This is a genomic window from Ampullimonas aquatilis, assembly GCF_049675895.1.
Classification (GTDB): domain Bacteria; phylum Pseudomonadota; class Gammaproteobacteria; order Burkholderiales; family Burkholderiaceae_D; genus Ampullimonas; species Ampullimonas aquatilis.
The window spans coordinates 1511942-1527547 of sequence record NZ_CP183834.1 but is presented as its reverse complement, the minus strand read 5'-3'; the positions used below and the strand labels follow the sequence as shown (position 1 = coordinate 1527547).

14 protein-coding genes are annotated in these 15606 nt (G+C 50.3%); 6 read left to right on the top strand and 8 right to left on the bottom strand.

Translation table 11 applies throughout. The features are described 5' to 3' along the window. Position 1 precedes the first annotated feature (1 nt). On the top strand, positions 2-745 hold the full coding sequence (locus ACMYR3_RS07090; RefSeq protein WP_424195880.1) for an arginyltransferase: 744 nt from the start codon (positions 2-4) through the stop codon (positions 743-745). Positions 746-773: 28 nt separating this feature from the next. After that, positions 774-1835, top strand: a complete 1062-nt coding sequence (gene tsaD / locus ACMYR3_RS07085; protein ID WP_424195878.1) for a tRNA (adenosine(37)-N6)-threonylcarbamoyltransferase complex transferase subunit TsaD — start codon at positions 774-776, stop codon at positions 1833-1835. A gap of 24 nt (positions 1836-1859) precedes the next feature. Here the strand turns inward: tsaD and dxs are convergent, their stop codons facing one another. From dxs to ACMYR3_RS07070, 3 genes are read right to left on the bottom strand one after another with little or no spacing between them, the layout of a single operon-like run. Then, on the bottom strand, positions 1860-3761 hold the full coding sequence (gene dxs, locus ACMYR3_RS07080) for a 1-deoxy-D-xylulose-5-phosphate synthase (protein ID WP_424195877.1): 1902 nt from the start codon (positions 3759-3761) through the stop codon (positions 1860-1862). Positions 3762-3767: 6 nt separating this feature from the next. Next, on the bottom strand, positions 3768-4643 hold the full coding sequence (locus ACMYR3_RS07075) for a polyprenyl synthetase family protein (RefSeq protein WP_424196398.1): 876 nt from the start codon (positions 4641-4643) through the stop codon (positions 3768-3770). 60 nt (positions 4644-4703) lie between these two features. After that, positions 4704-4967, bottom strand: coding sequence for an exodeoxyribonuclease VII small subunit (locus ACMYR3_RS07070; RefSeq protein ID WP_424195875.1), 264 nt, complete (start codon positions 4965-4967; stop codon positions 4704-4706). 247 nt (positions 4968-5214) lie between these two features. On the opposite strand from ACMYR3_RS07070, the gene ACMYR3_RS07065 reads away from it, so the two are divergent. The 4 genes from ACMYR3_RS07065 (at position 5215) to ACMYR3_RS07050 (ending at position 9260) form a co-directional block, all read left to right on the top strand. Beyond that, positions 5215-6324, top strand: a complete 1110-nt coding sequence (locus ACMYR3_RS07065) for an aromatic ring-hydroxylating oxygenase subunit alpha (RefSeq protein WP_424195873.1) — start codon at positions 5215-5217, stop codon at positions 6322-6324. Further along, positions 6321-7175 carry a DMT family transporter gene (locus ACMYR3_RS07060; protein WP_424195871.1) on the top strand — a complete coding sequence of 285 codons (855 nt, stop codon included), beginning with the start codon at positions 6321-6323 and terminating at the stop codon, positions 7173-7175. The genes ACMYR3_RS07065 and ACMYR3_RS07060 overlap by 4 nt, the downstream gene beginning before the upstream one ends. A 73-nt stretch (positions 7176-7248) precedes the next feature. Then, entirely contained in the window at positions 7249-8133 is an 885-nt protein-coding gene (locus ACMYR3_RS07055) for a sulfurtransferase (RefSeq protein ID WP_424195869.1), read from the top strand. Positions 8134-8339: 206 nt separating this feature from the next. Further along, positions 8340-9260 (top strand): DMT family transporter, encoded by a 921-nt coding sequence (locus ACMYR3_RS07050; protein ID WP_424195867.1) that lies wholly within the window; start codon positions 8340-8342, stop codon positions 9258-9260. 101 nt (positions 9261-9361) lie between these two features. Here ACMYR3_RS07050 and ACMYR3_RS07045 read toward each other — a convergent pair whose 3' ends face one another. The 5 genes from ACMYR3_RS07045 to polA form a co-directional block, all read right to left on the bottom strand. After that, positions 9362-10228, bottom strand: a complete 867-nt coding sequence (locus ACMYR3_RS07045; RefSeq protein WP_424195865.1) for a ZIP family metal transporter — start codon at positions 10226-10228, stop codon at positions 9362-9364. A gap of 200 nt (positions 10229-10428) precedes the next feature. Beyond that, positions 10429-10905, bottom strand: a complete 477-nt coding sequence (locus tag ACMYR3_RS07040) for a TspO/MBR family protein (protein WP_424195863.1) — start codon at positions 10903-10905, stop codon at positions 10429-10431. A gap of 263 nt (positions 10906-11168) precedes the next feature. Then, positions 11169-11423: a hypothetical protein gene (locus ACMYR3_RS07035; RefSeq protein WP_424195861.1), complete on the bottom strand. Its 255-nt coding sequence runs from the start codon at positions 11421-11423 to the stop codon at positions 11169-11171. A 289-nt stretch (positions 11424-11712) separates the two neighbouring features. Next, entirely contained in the window at positions 11713-12624 is a 912-nt protein-coding gene (locus tag ACMYR3_RS07030; RefSeq protein ID WP_424195859.1) for a dienelactone hydrolase family protein, read from the bottom strand. Positions 12625-12817: 193 nt separating this feature from the next. Then, complete coding sequence (gene polA, locus ACMYR3_RS07025; RefSeq protein WP_424195857.1) at positions 12818-15598, bottom strand: DNA polymerase I; 2781 nt, start codon at positions 15596-15598, stop codon at positions 12818-12820. Between the last annotated feature and the right edge of the window lie 8 nt (positions 15599-15606).

Sequence of the window (15606 nt, the reverse complement as noted above, 5' to 3'; positions counted from 1 at the left end):
CGTGGCAAATCTTAATGAACTTCCTTTTTCTGCTTTGCAGTTTTACTCTACTGCGCCCTACTCTTGCAGTTATATAGACAGTAATCTGGCTCGCTCGCAAGTCGCGACACCCAGTCATTTAATCAATGCCGATGTTTATACAGAATTAGTGCATGCCGGATTTCGCCGTAGCGGCATCTTTACTTACCGCCCCTATTGCGATGGCTGTCAATCCTGCATTCCTGTCCGTATATTAAGTAGTGAATTTGAGGCCAATCGATCACAACGCAGAATTTGGCAAAAACACACTTCACTCGAAACGCGCGTTACTCAGTTAGCCTATTCTCAAGAACACTATGAACTCTACCTGCGCTATCAGGCAAGACGTCATACCGGTGGCGGCATGGATCATGATAGTAAAGAGCAGTATGCCCAGTTCTTATTGCAAAGCCGGGTCAATACCAGGCTGGTTGAATTCCGTGAACCCGGAAAAATCCAAAACCTGCCTGGCCAGCTTCGGATAGTCAGCATTATTGATATTTTGAGCGACGGCCTTTCTTCCGTTTACACCTTTTATGAGCCTGATTTTCCTGGAACCAGTTTTGGCACCTACAATATTCTCTGGCAAATCGAACAAGCCAAAGAATTAAAACTGGATTATGTATATCTTGGCTACTGGATAAAAGAATCCAGAAAGATGGCCTATAAAGCCAATTTCAAACCATTTGAACAATTTGAAAATGGTCAATGGTCACGTTCTGCGTGACGTTTATTTATTTCTAGTCTGACTCCCAATGATTGTGCTTGGCATTGAAAGCTCCTGTGATGAAACAGGACTGGCCTTATTTAAATATCAACCCAACGAACAAGGCCAGTATGGCGAATTACTCGCCCATGCGCTGCACTCGCAAATCAGCATGCACATGGAATATGGTGGTGTTGTGCCTGAATTGGCTTCACGCGACCATATTCAAAGACTCATCCCGCTGCTTGAAGATATTCAACACCAATCTGGTTTGTCACTCGACCAGATTGATGCGATTGCCTATACCAAAGGGCCAGGTTTAGCGGGGGCACTCTTAGTCGGTTCATCCTTGGCCAATGCATTGGCGATGAGTTTGAACAAACCGGTTATTGGCATTCATCATCTGGAAGGACATCTGCTCTCCCCGCTACTTTCAAGTAAACCACCAATATTTTCATTTGTTGCGCTGCTGGTTTCAGGCGGACATACACAACTTATGTCCGTAACGGCGATGGGGAACTATAGCTTGCTGGGAGAAACACTGGACGACGCAGCGGGTGAAGCCTTTGATAAAACAGCCAAATTATTGGATCTATCTTATCCAGGTGGACCCGCTGTCGCTAAGCTAGCCGAGCAAGGCCAAGCTGGACAATTCAAATTTCCACGTCCCATGCTGCACTCCGACGATCTTGATTTCTCGTTCTCGGGCTTGAAAACTGCTGTACTCACAGAGGTCCGCAAACTCGGTGCCAACATGAGTGCTCAGGACAAAGCTAATATTGCCTTGGCATTTCAAGAAGCAGCCGTTGATGTACTGTGCAAAAAATCATTACGAGCACTACAAAAAACCAATATGAAAAGGCTCGTGGTTGCTGGTGGAGTTGGTGCCAATCGTCATTTGCGAGAGCAACTTGATCAGATGGCCTTAAAAAACAAGATAGAAGTCTATTACCCGGAACTTCACTTGTGCACAGACAATGGCGCAATGATTGCATTTGCGGGTGCCATGCGTTTGGCTATTCAACCTGAGCAGGCAACGCATGATTATCAATTTGATGTCAAACCACGCTGGAATCTTGCCGAGATTCAGATTGCCAAAACGACAATCTGAACATACGACTAACCAATAAAGTTTTTATTGATTGACGACCAGTCGTGGGCTGACCTCCCCTTTAACAGTAAAAAAACGTGTTTTGATCGCTTTCTCAATCCCAGAAGCATCCAATCCCAAGGAGGCCAGTAATTTGGCATGATCACCATGATCGATAAATTGATCAGGCAATCCCAATTGCAACACAGGTTTCGCTAACCCTTCTTCTGCCAACAACTCGAGTACCGCACTACCAGCGCCCCCCATCAGTGCGCCCTCTTCGATTGTGACAAAAGCATCATGATCTTGCGCCAATTGCAGGACCAGTTCACGATCGAGTGGTTTGACAAAACGCATATTGGCAATCGTGAGGTCTAATTTTTCTGCAGCTTCCAGTGCCGGATAGAGCAAGGTCCCAAAAGCAAGAATGGCAACCCGGTAATGCCCTGATTTTTGAACCTCTCTACAAATAACCCCTTTACCCAACGGCAGGGACGTTAATTCGGATTCAATTGGTTTACCGATACCGCTACCCCTTGGATAACGCACGGCACTTGGTCCATTCACGTTATAGGCAGTAGTAAGCAATTGGCGGCATTCATTTTCATCTGCTGGAGTCATCACCGTCATATTGGGAATACAGCGCAAAAATGGAATGTCATAAGCACCAGCATGCGTGGCGCCATCAGCACCGACCAGCCCGGCACGATCCATGGCAAAAACCACCGGCAGATTTTGCAATGCCACATCATGGATCAACTGATCATAACCGCGCTGCAAAAAGGTGGAATAAATGGCCACCACTGGCTTGAGTCCTTCGCAGGCCAGACCTGCTGCAAAAGTAACGGCATGCTGTTCGGCAATCCCCACATCAAAATAACGATTGGGAAATTTTTTCTCAAATTGGACCAAACCAGAACCTTCACGCATGGCTGGCGTGATGCCAATCAATCGTTCATCCTTGACTGCCATATCACAAAGCCAATCGCCAAACACCTGAGTAAATGTCGGCTTGCTACTGGCTGTTTTCTTAATGCCTTCTGCAGGATTAAATTTACCAGGCCCGTGATAGAGCACTGGGTCAGCTTCAGCCAATTTATAACCCTGACCTTTTTTAGTCACCACATGGAGGAACTGTGGGCCTTTCAGGTGTTTGATATTTTCTAGCGTAGGAATCAGAGAATCCAGATCATGCCCGTCGATTGGACCAATATAGTTAAAGCCAAACTCTTCAAACATCGTCGCCGGCACAATCATGCCCTTGGCATGCTCTTCCAGGCGTTTTGCCAACTCTAAAACGGGTGGCACTACCCCCAGCACGCTGCGACCTACATGGCGCGCAGCGGCGTAAAAACGTCCGGACAACAACCGAGCCAAATAACGATTCAAAGCACCAACCGGTGGCGAAATCGACATGTCGTTATCATTGAGCACGACCAGTAAATTTACGTCGTGACAAACACCGGCATTATTCATCGCTTCAAATGCCATCCCTGCTGTCATGGCACCATCACCAATGACGGCAATAGCGCGACGATCCTCACCTTTGATGCGCGCAGCCAAAGCCATGCCCAGTGCCGCTGAAATACTCGTTGATGAATGAGCCGTGCCAAAAGCATCAAAGTCACTCTCGTCACGCTTAGGAAAACCAGATAGTCCCCCCAATTGACGCAAGGACGCCATGCGATCACGACGACCCGTCAGGATTTTATGAGGATAGGTTTGATGCCCCACATCCCAGACGATCCGATCATAAGGTGTATTAAAGACCCGATGCAAAGCAATGGTCAACTCAACCGTACCCAAATTGGATGAGAGATGACCACCCGTCTTGGATACAGAATCCAGCACAAATGCGCGCAACTCAGCAGCCAAGGTATGCAGTTGAAATTTATCCAGATGCTTTAGATCGTCTGGATTTTGGATTTTATTTAATAAGTCGAACATAAGCCTTCAATGAGATCGGGCAATAATCAAATCAGCCAATTGGCGTAGCCGTCCAGCATTTTCGCCATAAGGCGCCAGCAGCGTTAAAGCATTTTCATGTAAAGATTTGGCAAGGGTCTGTGCAGCTTGCAGACCAAGCATTGACACATAAGTTGGCTTGTCATTAGCTTCATCCTTACCCGCTGTTTTACCGAGTGCTTCGGTAGAAGCGGTTGCATCAAGAATGTCATCAACCACCTGAAAGGCCAAACCAATAATCTGACCAAATTCTGCCAACTGCAAATATTGTTCAACCGCAATTTGCTGAGCAGATAATAGGCCCAACTCAACCGCAGCCTTAAGCAACGCGCCCGTTTTCATGCGATGCATGATTTCCAGCGTGGTGCGATCAATCTTGATCCCGACACTGCCCAAATCAATGGCCTGACCACCAGCCATCCCTCGTGAACCACTGGCCTTGGCCAGCGTTGCAACAGAGCGCAAACCATGTGGCAGCGTATCATCCGCCAAGATTTCAAATGCGCGTGTCTGCAATGCATCGCCAACCAGCAAGGCAGTTGCCTCATCATACTGAACATGTACCGTAGGACGACCACGACGCAATGCATCGTCATCCATGCAAGGCATATCATCATGCACCAATGAATAACAGTGTATCAGCTCAATCGCACATCCAGCGGCAAGGATTGCGGTTTGCTCGCCACCGACCAGCTCGCCGGCCGCAGCCACCAGTAAAGGACGAACCCGTTTACCGCCACCAAGCACGGTATAGCGCATTGCCTCATGCAGGCGCTGTGGCACAACATCACTGCTCGGTAAATAGTGCTGCAGCGCTGCTTCAAAGCTGCTCAGTACACCCCGCATCCAGTCGTCAAAGGGCAAATCACCAGGGACAAAAGTATTATTTGAAAAATGCAAAGAAGTCATGTTGTCTGGTCTGGATCATTCAGCAACACGGCTATCGTCAAACGACTTGAGTAAATCGCCTTCCAGCACTTTGACCTGTGCCTCGACTTTGGCAAGTGCTTGCTGACAGTTTTTAACAAGCAAGGCACCACGCTCATAAGCTTGCAATGACTGCTCCAAAGTCAGCTCACCATTTTCCATTTTGGCAACCAGCTGTTCCAGCTCAGTCATGGCTTGTTCAAAAGAAGGGGCTTGGTCGGAAGCAGTATCCGGCACTGTGGTTTTTTTGGAGGGTGACATGCAGCAGACAAATTATCAATAAGTGATGGATTTTAATGCATTTCATCGGCATCAAGCCAGCTTGGCATACAAATGGCTCTGGAAAATATAGAAGACTGGTTACAGGTCTTTTGATTGAAATCAATTTGACTGGTATGCATTACGCATTATTTGAGTATAATCGCCTGTTTTCCCGCAAGCACCCCGGCGCAGGGCCAGGTGGGAACGGGCATTCTTTATTTTCATATTAATTTATGTGAGGGTGGGAATGTCGGATATCGGCAAACTTTCGCAATTAAGTCCTTCCAAGGCACAACTACCTGTTCATTCGTATTTTGACGAAGCGTTTTATCGGCGCGAGCAGGAGACAATTTTTCAGCATGGGCCCCGTTATGTGGGGCACGAACTCATGGTTCCGGAGGTGGGTAGCTATTACGCGCTGCCTGCGGAAAATGAAGGTCGCATTCTGGTACGCAATCAACACGGCGTTGAAGTCATGTCCAATGTCTGTCGTCACCGACAGGCAATCATGCTCAATGGACGTGGACAAACCGACAATATTGTCTGTCCGCTGCATCGCTGGACCTACGATTTGCAGGGTGAGCTGCTGGGTGCGCCCCATTTTGCCGAGCAACCGTGTCTGAAGCTTTCCAGTCAACCGCTGCAAAACTGGCAGGGCTTGCTGTTTGAAGGCGGTCGTCCTATCGCGACCGATCTGCAAAACCTGGGCACAGCGGCTGATTTTGATTTCAGCGGTTATCTGCTCGACCATGTGGAAGTCCATGATTGTCAATACAACTGGAAGACCTTCATTGAGGTCTATCTGGAAGACTATCATGTTGAACCATTCCACCCAGGCCTGGGCAAGTTTGTCACTTGCGATGATCTCAAATGGGAATTTGGCAAGTGGTATAGCGTGCAGACTGTGGGCGTGAATCATGGCCTCGAAAAAGCCGGCTCACCGACTTATCGCAAATGGCATGATCAGGTATTGCAATTCAATCGTGGCATTCCTCCCAAACAGGGTGCGATCTGGATGGTTTATTACCCCAACATCATGATCGAATGGTATCCCCACGTGCTGGTGGTATCGACCCTGATTCCGCGTGGACCACAACAGACCACCAATATCGTCGAGTTTTATTACCCGGAAGAAATCGTGCTCTTTGAGCGCGAGTTCGTGGAAGCAGAACGTGCCGCTTACATGGAAACCGCCGTCGAAGACGATGAGATTGCCTTGCGCATGGATGCCGGTCGCAAGGCACTCATGTTACGTGGCGAGAACGAGGTCGGACCTTATCAGTCTCCCATGGAGGATGGCATGCAGCATTTCCATGAATTCTTGCGTCGAGAAATGAAGCTCGCTGACAACTTTTGAAGCAGTCTTTATGGATGGTGTTGGCAGCCCTGCTCTTTGCCATCATGGGCGCCTGCATCAAACTGGTTGCATCGCACCTGTCCACCAATGAAATCGTTTTTTTTCGCGGTTTCATTGGTGCAGCCTTTGTCCCCGTCTTGATTTTGGCGCGTGGCGGATCGCTCAAAACCACCATTCCCTTTTCGCATCTACAGCGCGGCTTGGCCGGTATGGCCGCCATGTGGTTGGCCTTTTATGCCATCAGTCAGTTGCCACTGGGTACAGCCGCCACGCTGACCAATACTTCCCCCATCTGGATGGGTGTGATTCTGACCATTTTGGTACTTATCAGACAAAAAAACCGCATCAATGTCTGGCTGCTCGCAACACTGCTGGTCAGCTTCATTGGTGTTACGCTGGTTCTGCATCCAACTTTTCATTCCGGTCAGGGTTTTGCCGCCAGCATGGCATTGATCTCTGGTTTCATGACTGCACTGGCCTATATGCAGGTGCGCTCATTGGCCGCAGCCGGCGAACCGGATACCCGTATCGTGTTTTATTTTTCATTATTTGTGACCCTGATCGGCCTGGTTGCCACCTTCATCACCGGCTGGATCATGCCGACACCCCATGAATGGCTGCTATTGCTAGTCATCAGCCTGACTGCGACACTCGCGCAAATTTGCATGACGCGCTCTTATAGCCGTGGCAAAACCCTGCTTTCCGCCAATTTACAATACACCGGCGTGGTGTTTAGCAGCCTCCTGGGTCTGCTGCTTTGGCATGATGTCCTATCGCCCATGTCGCTGCTGGGTATGCTATTGATTGTGAGTAGCTGTATTGCCGCCACCTGGCTGACTGCGCGACAATAAATGTTGAATAAACACGGATATAAACGCTGGACTCCAATCCGCCAACCAGCCTTACAAGTTAAAGGACAAGGTCATGCTGAATCAACCCACACCATTGTTCTCCACCTTGATCACGGTTGATCAATTACAGGCACTGCAGTCAAACACGACGGTCAATTCCCTCATCGTGCTGGATGCCCGCTTTGACCTGACTCAGACTGCAGCGGGACGTGCCGCCTATCAGGAGGCACATATTGCCGGGGCGCATTATGTGCATCTGGATGACGATTTATCGGCCAGCAAAACGGGCAAGAATGGTCGCCACCCTCTGCCGGAGTCGGCCAGTTTTGCACATGCCGTGGCCACACTTGGCATTACGCCTGCCACCCAAGTGGTGGTCTATGATGCCCAGGGTGGCATGTTTGCAGGACGCGTCTGGTGGATGTTGCGCTGGCTGGGTCATGAGGCCGTCGCGGTGCTGGATGGTGGCTGGCAAGCCTGGCTGGCAGCGCAAGGCAGCGTCGATAACAAGGAGCCCGTCCATCGTCTGGCCACGATGGCGTACCCCTTGCGTGCAAACAATAACGTCCCGATTATCCGTCAGCAAATTGCGAACAATCTGCAAACCCGACAATGGCAATTGATTGACGCCCGTGCACCGGATCGTTTTCGCGGCGAGAATGAAAAAACCGACCCGGTGGGTGGGCATATCCCGGGTGCGCTGAATCGTTTTTTCAAGGACAATCTGGACAACACCGGACACTTCAAGTCGGCTCAGCAATTGCGCGAAGAATGGCTGGCGCTACTCGCTGGCAACAGCCCCGCCCAGATTATGCATTCCTGTGGTTCGGGCGTGACAGCCTGCCATAATCTGCTGGCCATGACGCATGCCGGGCTGGCAGGTTCACAGCTTTATGCCGGGTCGTGGAGTGAATGGTGCGCATTTCCGGAGCTACCCGTTGAACGGGCTACAGAATAATAATTACTCCGGAGCGGTATTTAAAATGAGCTAATTAAACAGCACTTAAGCAGACCATTTTTAAGCATACCCCCTTTATTTCGACAATTTTAGCCAAATTTGAGCAGCAACGACAAACCTTGTTGTGTCAGCGTTGTGCCTGAATCAACAAGCAATCTGAAACGCGAGCCACCTGAAGCGAGTGACCTGTCCAGTTCTACTGATTTATGCCCAATCAATCACTTAAAAATGCCACCCTGCTTGCCTACGCCCTGTTATTGATTGGTCAGCTTAGTTGGGCTGGCAACGCGATAATTGGTCGCGTGTTGCTGCAAAACATGGCACCGCTTTCATTATCTTTTCATCGCTGGTTACTGGCATTTTTTATTTTGCTGCCCTTTACTTGGCGCGATGTGTGGGTACATCGACAAACTTTGCAGGCCAACTGGCTCGCCCTCTTGCTACTCGCTACGCTCGGTATTGCTGGCTATAACTCGTTCCAGTATCTGGCACTGACAGCCACCTCAGTCATCAATGTGGTGCTGATTGCCTCATCGATTCCGGTGATTTTGCTGCCACTCTCCATGATTTTTTTAAAAGAACGGCCGCGCTGGCTGGCTGTTGTGGGCGTCCTGTTATCCCTGGCTGGGGTGTTACTGGTGCTCGCGCATGGGCAATGGCAAACGCTCACCCAATTGCAATTTGCTGCCGGCGATCTGATCATGTTGCTCTCGGTCTTATGTTGGGCAGGCTATACGATTTTGTTACGCACCAAGGCACCCAAGGTGCCAACCCTGGTGTCACTGACAGTGCAAATGGCATTGGGAAGCCTGGTAATCCTGCCGTTTTACTTACTCGAATCAAGCCTGACAAATAATACGATCAGCGGCTTCACGCCAACGTTGCGTAATCTCGCGGCACTGGGCTATATCGCGGTATTTCCGTCAATAGTCGCGTTTGCCTGCTGGGATCGTGGGGTACGCGTGATTGGACCAAGCCGGGCCGGAATGTTTGTCAATTTCATCCCGATTTTTGCGTCAATTCTGGCAGTGGCGTTTTTGGATGAACGATTTCATCTCTACCACGCCATCGCCCTGACCTTGCTATGCAGCGGCGTGGCCCTGCACAATCAGGGTCGCGGCAAATAAGCAGCAATATGCAGAAAAATATACTGATCCACTGTATAAAATTAGCATCAATATATAAGCACTTAAGGAGTGTATTTTTAACTATACTCCCTAAAAACTGACTAATTGTGTTGCAAATAACCCAGCAACAGAACCACGCCAATACCGAATGCAATCAATGCGATTTGCCCCAGCGAATCTTTCAACGCCACGCGTTTTTGCATCTGCGGCATCAGGTCCGACACCGCAATATAAATAAAGCTGCTCGACGCCAACACCAGCACAAACGGAATCCAGCCGGCCGAACGATCCAGCAGGCAATATCCCAAAATGCCGCCCAATACTGAAGCCAGGCCGGACAGCAGGTTGTAGAACAAGGCGCGCTGCCGACTAAAACCGGCATTGAGCAAAACCATGAAGTCACCGACTTCCTGCGGGATTTCGTGTGCGGTAATCGCCAGCGCCGTCACCAGCCCCACCTGCGGCGAAGCCAGAAAGGCGGCTGCAATCAAGATGCCATCGGCAAAATTATGCAGACTGTCCCCCACCAGCACCGCAGCACCGCTCTTGCCTGCCGCTTCGCGGTCATGACCATGATGATGACCATGACCATCGCCTTCATGGTGATGATCGTGGCGCAATAAAGAAGCTTTTTCGAGCACAAAAAAACCGATCAAACCCACCAGCAACAGACCAAATAACAGGCGCGGATCGGCGTGTGACTCAAAGCTTTCCGGCAAGGCATGCAACAAGGCTGTTGAAAGCATGATGCCAGTGGAAAAACTGACCATCTTGTCGACCAGCCCGCCTAAATAACGATAGGAAAACCAGCCAGCAATGGCCACCGACAAAACGCCGCCAATCAGACAGGCCAGCATGATGTAGAAGAAAGTCAGAGAGAAAAAGGACGCGTGATCAGCAGAAATTTTGAACCTCAGTTGGATGCTTGTTGTAATGTTTTGTGCATGAATGGGTGACCATAACGCCATATTGCGGGACGCTGCAGCAGCGTTGGCAAGGCTAACTGACTACTCACACCCGGCCAGCAAACTACCTCTAGTGCCAAGCATATCAGTGTCGCACACTGCAAGCTGATCGCGCGAGTCGTATTTTATCGACTATTGAGCAAACGGGTGCAAGCAATCGGCCATTTCATCAACCGTCGCGCTACATTATTTGACGTAAGTGCCTAGCCGGCTAGGTTAAGCCAGACAATCGTGGCCGTCAGCGCCGTAGCATACGACACCCAGACAAAATAAGGTACAAAGAGCCAGGCTGCCATTCGTCGCACCTCGCGACTCAGACTAATAAAGCCCGCAATCACCATCAACAACAGCAAAATATCGGCCAGCGCCCAAATCAACTCATGCAAACCAAAAAACAGCCAGGTCCATAAACCATTCAGTAGCAATTGCCCCAGCCAGGCCAGCAAAGCCGGATGTGTCAAGCGCTCTACCTTGCACCACACTTGCCAGCCCGCCACTGCGATCATGATGTACAAGGTTGACCAGACTGGCGCAAATAGCCAATTGGGTGGCGTCCAGCCAGGCTTATTCAAAGCCACATACCAGGCGTCCGGCATGAAGCGGCTCCCCACCCAGGCTGCGGTAAAGGTCAAAAATAAAAATAGAAATAAGGCGACAAGTCGCGACAGGCGTATTGACATGATGGACTCTGATTGAAAACAAGACGCATTCAATGAACTGCGCTGAATCCATATTAATTCAATCAGTCTGAGGATATTGAGTTTTTCAACAAACCCAACTGCTCAAGTTTTTGCAGGATTACTATCGTGCGTGCTATTGCCATGGTTTACAAAAAACAATGGTTAGCGTCATGAGCAAGCTATGGCGTCATTCAAGCAGGCCACGCCAAGTAGTTGCACCAGCCCAAGTGAGCTAACCGGACTGGCGGAGTCATTGTGTCTACTTATTGAAACTGGCAGCCGCCACCGCTGCAACCACCCGACATGCAAGCTGGTGCTTCGGGATTGCGCAGTGCCTGGCTACTGACCACGCCGCCGGTATTGAGCAACTTGGTCACCGGCGCATCGGCAGGAATTGAGGCATCGGCCAAGTCAGTCACTGCACACAACTCCGCCCAGGTATTGACCTTGACATTCATGCCATGACGCACTTCATAAACCTGGCCATTGGCTTCACAACGATAATCATAAGTAGGCATAAGGCACTCCGACAAAAAGATAAGCTCATTTTAGCGTCAGCCATGTATACGGCAATATCAGATCAAACCCTTTTCACCACAAAGACACAAAGCACGCAAAGAAAAACCTTGAAACGCATGATTCAATCGGCACAGCAGCATTACCTGTCAAATACTTGGCAAACCACTTTCTGCGTTGACAAGCTCATGCCAGTGTTCTTGCAAACTGACATCCAGACATTTATCTGCCCTTCTCTTCGTGTTTCTTTGTGCCTTCGTGGTTAGAAAGGGTTTGATGTTTCCGAGCAATTCAACTCACACCATTGTCCCGAAACCAGGCCAGGGCGTGCAGCCAGGCATCTTTGGCGGCTTCGGCACGATAACTGGGCCGATAGTCGGCCACAAACGCATGTGGGGTGTCGGGATACACAATGATCTTGGAAGCACGGCTTGGCCCATTGCTGCTGGCCATCAGCTTGGCCTGCATGGCCTTGACGGTTTCAAGTGAAATCCCTTCATCTTTTTCGCCATAAAAACCGATCACCGGCGCGTATAACTTGTCCGCAATATCTATCGGATTGGTGGGTGACAAAACAGGATCAAAACTCTTGTTGATGCGACCATAAAAAGCCGCACCAGCCTTGACCTTGGGTTGATGCGCTGCATACAGCCAGGCACCACGGCCACCCCAGCAAAATCCGGTGACGGCCACTTTGTTGGCATCGCCACCATGCGTCCCAGCCCAGGCCAGGGCGGCGTCCAGCTCACTCATCACATCGGCGTCCCCTTCTTTCGCCACAATCGCCAGGATTTCGCTGAAGTCCTTGGTGGCTTTGACATCGCCATAACGCGTGAAATGCTCGGCAGCAATCGCCAGATAACCGGCCTTGGCAAAGCGCCGGCAAATATCGGCAATATGTTCGTGTACACCAAAAATCTCGGAAATTACCAGCACAATGGCTTTGGGCTGGTCATCATCGGGCCGGGCAAAATAGGCTTCGCATTGCCATTTTTTATTGCCTTGAGAAACATCCAGCTGAATCCGGCCGGTCCGCAAACCGAGGCTGTCGGTAATGATGGTTTCGGCCGACACGTTGGATACCGCTAACGCAAATCCAGCGCCCAGCGTGGTGGTGAGGAAATGACGGCGATCAAAGGATTGATGAGGTAATAGACTTTCCACCTCCAGAATGGTGGCAGTTTCTTGATCAATAACATGCATGACAGGACTCCAGGGACGGCGGTGATTGAATATGTTTTTATGTCAGTGATGATGCACCTTGTACCTTTCATTATTTTGACTAAGTAATGAAAAGTTTGTTCACATGTTCAAAACAAGCACGTCATAACCTGCACCGCCGTCAGTCTGAGTCCGAGCTTGATCCTTATGCCAAGCTCAGCCAATTTACCCAAGTTTAATGTGCCTCATCCCAGTTCTTGCCGACACCGACTTCGGCCAGTAAGGGCACTTTGAGTTGTGCCACCGAACTCATCAGTTCCGGCAAATTTTTTCTGACGAGTTCGAGTTCTGACTCAGGCACTTCCAGCACCAGTTCATCATGTACCTGCATGACCATGCGAGTCGCCAGTGTAGATTGCTCCAGCCACTTGTCTACTGCGATCATTGACAGCTTGATTAAATCCGCCGCCGTTCCCTGCATGGGGGCATTGATCGCAGCACGTTCGGCCGCCTGTCGCCTTGGGCCATTACCACTATTGATTTCAGCCAACCATAAACGTCGACCAAAGACCGTTTCGACATAGCCTTTTTCCTTGGCCTCAATGCGCGTTTGCTGCATATAACGGGCAACCCCGGCAAAGCGGGCAAAGTATTTGTCGATATAGCTTTGCGCTGCACCGCGCTCAATCCCCAGGTTACCAGCCAGACCAAAAGCGCTCATGCCATACATCAGACCAAAGTTGATCACCTTGGCATAGCGGCGCTGCTCACTCGTCACCGCAGCCATGCTCACACCAAAGATTTCGGCCGCAGTTGCCCTATGCACGTCTTCACCTTTGGCAAAGGCATCCAGCAAGCCTGGATCTTCTGAAATATGCGCCATGATACGCAGCTCGATCTGTGAGTAATCGGCCGACACAATCACACTGCCTTCGGGCGCGATGAAAGCTTCGCGCACCCGCCGACCTTCTTCGGTGCGGATCGGAATGTTTTGCAGATTGGGATCATTGGAGGCGAGCCGCCCCGTCACCGCTACCGCCTGTGCATAATTGGTATGCACCCGGCCCGTGCTCGTGTTGATCATCTTGGGCAGCTTGTCGGTATAAGTCGACTTGAGCTTGGCCAGACTGCGATAGTCGAGCAAAATTTTAGGCAAGGGATAATCCTCGGCCAATTTTTGCAGTACTTCCTCATCCGTCGATGGCGCACCGCTGGCAGTTTTTTTAACAACGGGCAACTTGAGCTTGTCAAAAAAGATTTCACCAATCTGCTTGGGTGAATTCAGATTAAAGGGCTGACCGGCCACTTCATAAGCCTGCTGTTCAATGCTCATCATGCGCAAGCCTAATTCATGACTCTGCTGACCAAGCCGTACCGGATCAATCAAAACACCCGTGCGCTCAATCTTTTGCAAGACGATTGAAGTGGGCACTTCAATCGTTTCATAAATGTAGTCGAGTCTGGCATCGGGCTGAATCTGCGGGTACAAGGCACGATGCAATTGCAATGTCACATCGGCATCTTCAGCCGCATATTCGGTAGCACGCTCAATGGTGACTTCATCAAAACCAATTTGTGCCGCGCCCTTGCCGCAGACTTCTTCAAATTTGATAGTAGTCCGGTTCAGATGGCGCATCGCCAGACTGTCCATATCATGGCTCTTGTGTGACTCGAGCACATACGACTCAAGCAAGGTGTCATACACAATCCCATTGAGTTGCACGCCATGATTATTAAAGATATGGGCATCATATTTAAGATGCTGACCAACCTTGGGCTTGCTGGCGTCTTCCAGCCAGGGCTGGAGTTTTTGCAACACCAGTTCGCGCGATAACTGCGCCACATCCATGCCGCGATGCGCGACCGGAATATAAGCCGCATGGCCCGGCTCCACACACAATGAAATACCTACCAGTTGCGCGGTCATGGGATCAAGCGAGGTGGTTTCGGTATCCACACAAGTCAGCTCGGCCGCGTTGATGCGGGCCAGCCATTCATCCAACTGCGCCTCGGTTAGCACGGTTTCATAGCGGGTTTCCAGCGGTGCAGCAGGGAATAGATCAGCCTGTGCATCATTGAGTGTTTTGTTAGCTGTTTGGGCGGTGGCAGCGGGTTCATTACCCTCAGGCTGCGCCACATGTTCTTTCAGCTCTTTCAGCCAGCTCTTGAAACCATAGCGTTCATACAAGGCCAGCAAGGCAGCATCATCTTCATGACGATTGGGCAGGCTGGCATCAATGCTTGCATATTGACCGGCACCCAGCGCAAGTAAATCACAATCCACCTTGACGGTGAGCAGATGTCTGGCTTGCGGCAGCCATTCCAATGCCGTACGCAAGTTCTCACCCACTACGCCACCAATATCTGCCGCATTGGCCATCACGCCATCGAGTGTGCCGTATTGGGTCAGCCATTTCACGGCCGTCTTGGGGCCCACCTTGGTCACACCGGGCACGTTATCAACGGTATCACCAATCAAGGAGAGGTAATCAATGATGCGCTCGGGGGGCACCCCAAACTTGGTCGTGACGCCCGCAATATCAAGTGTCTCATTGCTCATGGTGTTGACCAGCGTGACCGACTCATTGACCAGCTGGGTCAGATCTTTATCGCCGGTAGAAACTATCGTTTTCATGCCCTGCTCACGTGCCAGAACGCACAACGTGCCAATCACGTCATCGGCTTCAACACCGGGCATCATTAAGATTGGCCAGCCCAGTGCGCGCACTGCTTCATGGATCGGTTCAATCTGCTTGGCCAGATCCTCCGGCATGCTGGCTCGATTGGCCTTGTATTCGGGGTAAACATCGTCGCGAAAGGTCTTGCCTTTGGCATCAAACACGCACGCGATATACTCAGCGGGATAATCGTTTTTCAGCTTGCGCAGCATATTGATCATGCCGTACATCGCCCCCGTGGGTTCGCCCCTGGCGTTACGCAGATCAGGCAAGGCATGGAAGGCACGATACAGATAGCTCGAACCATCCACCAATAATAAAGTTTTATTTTTTAACATCGGATCAC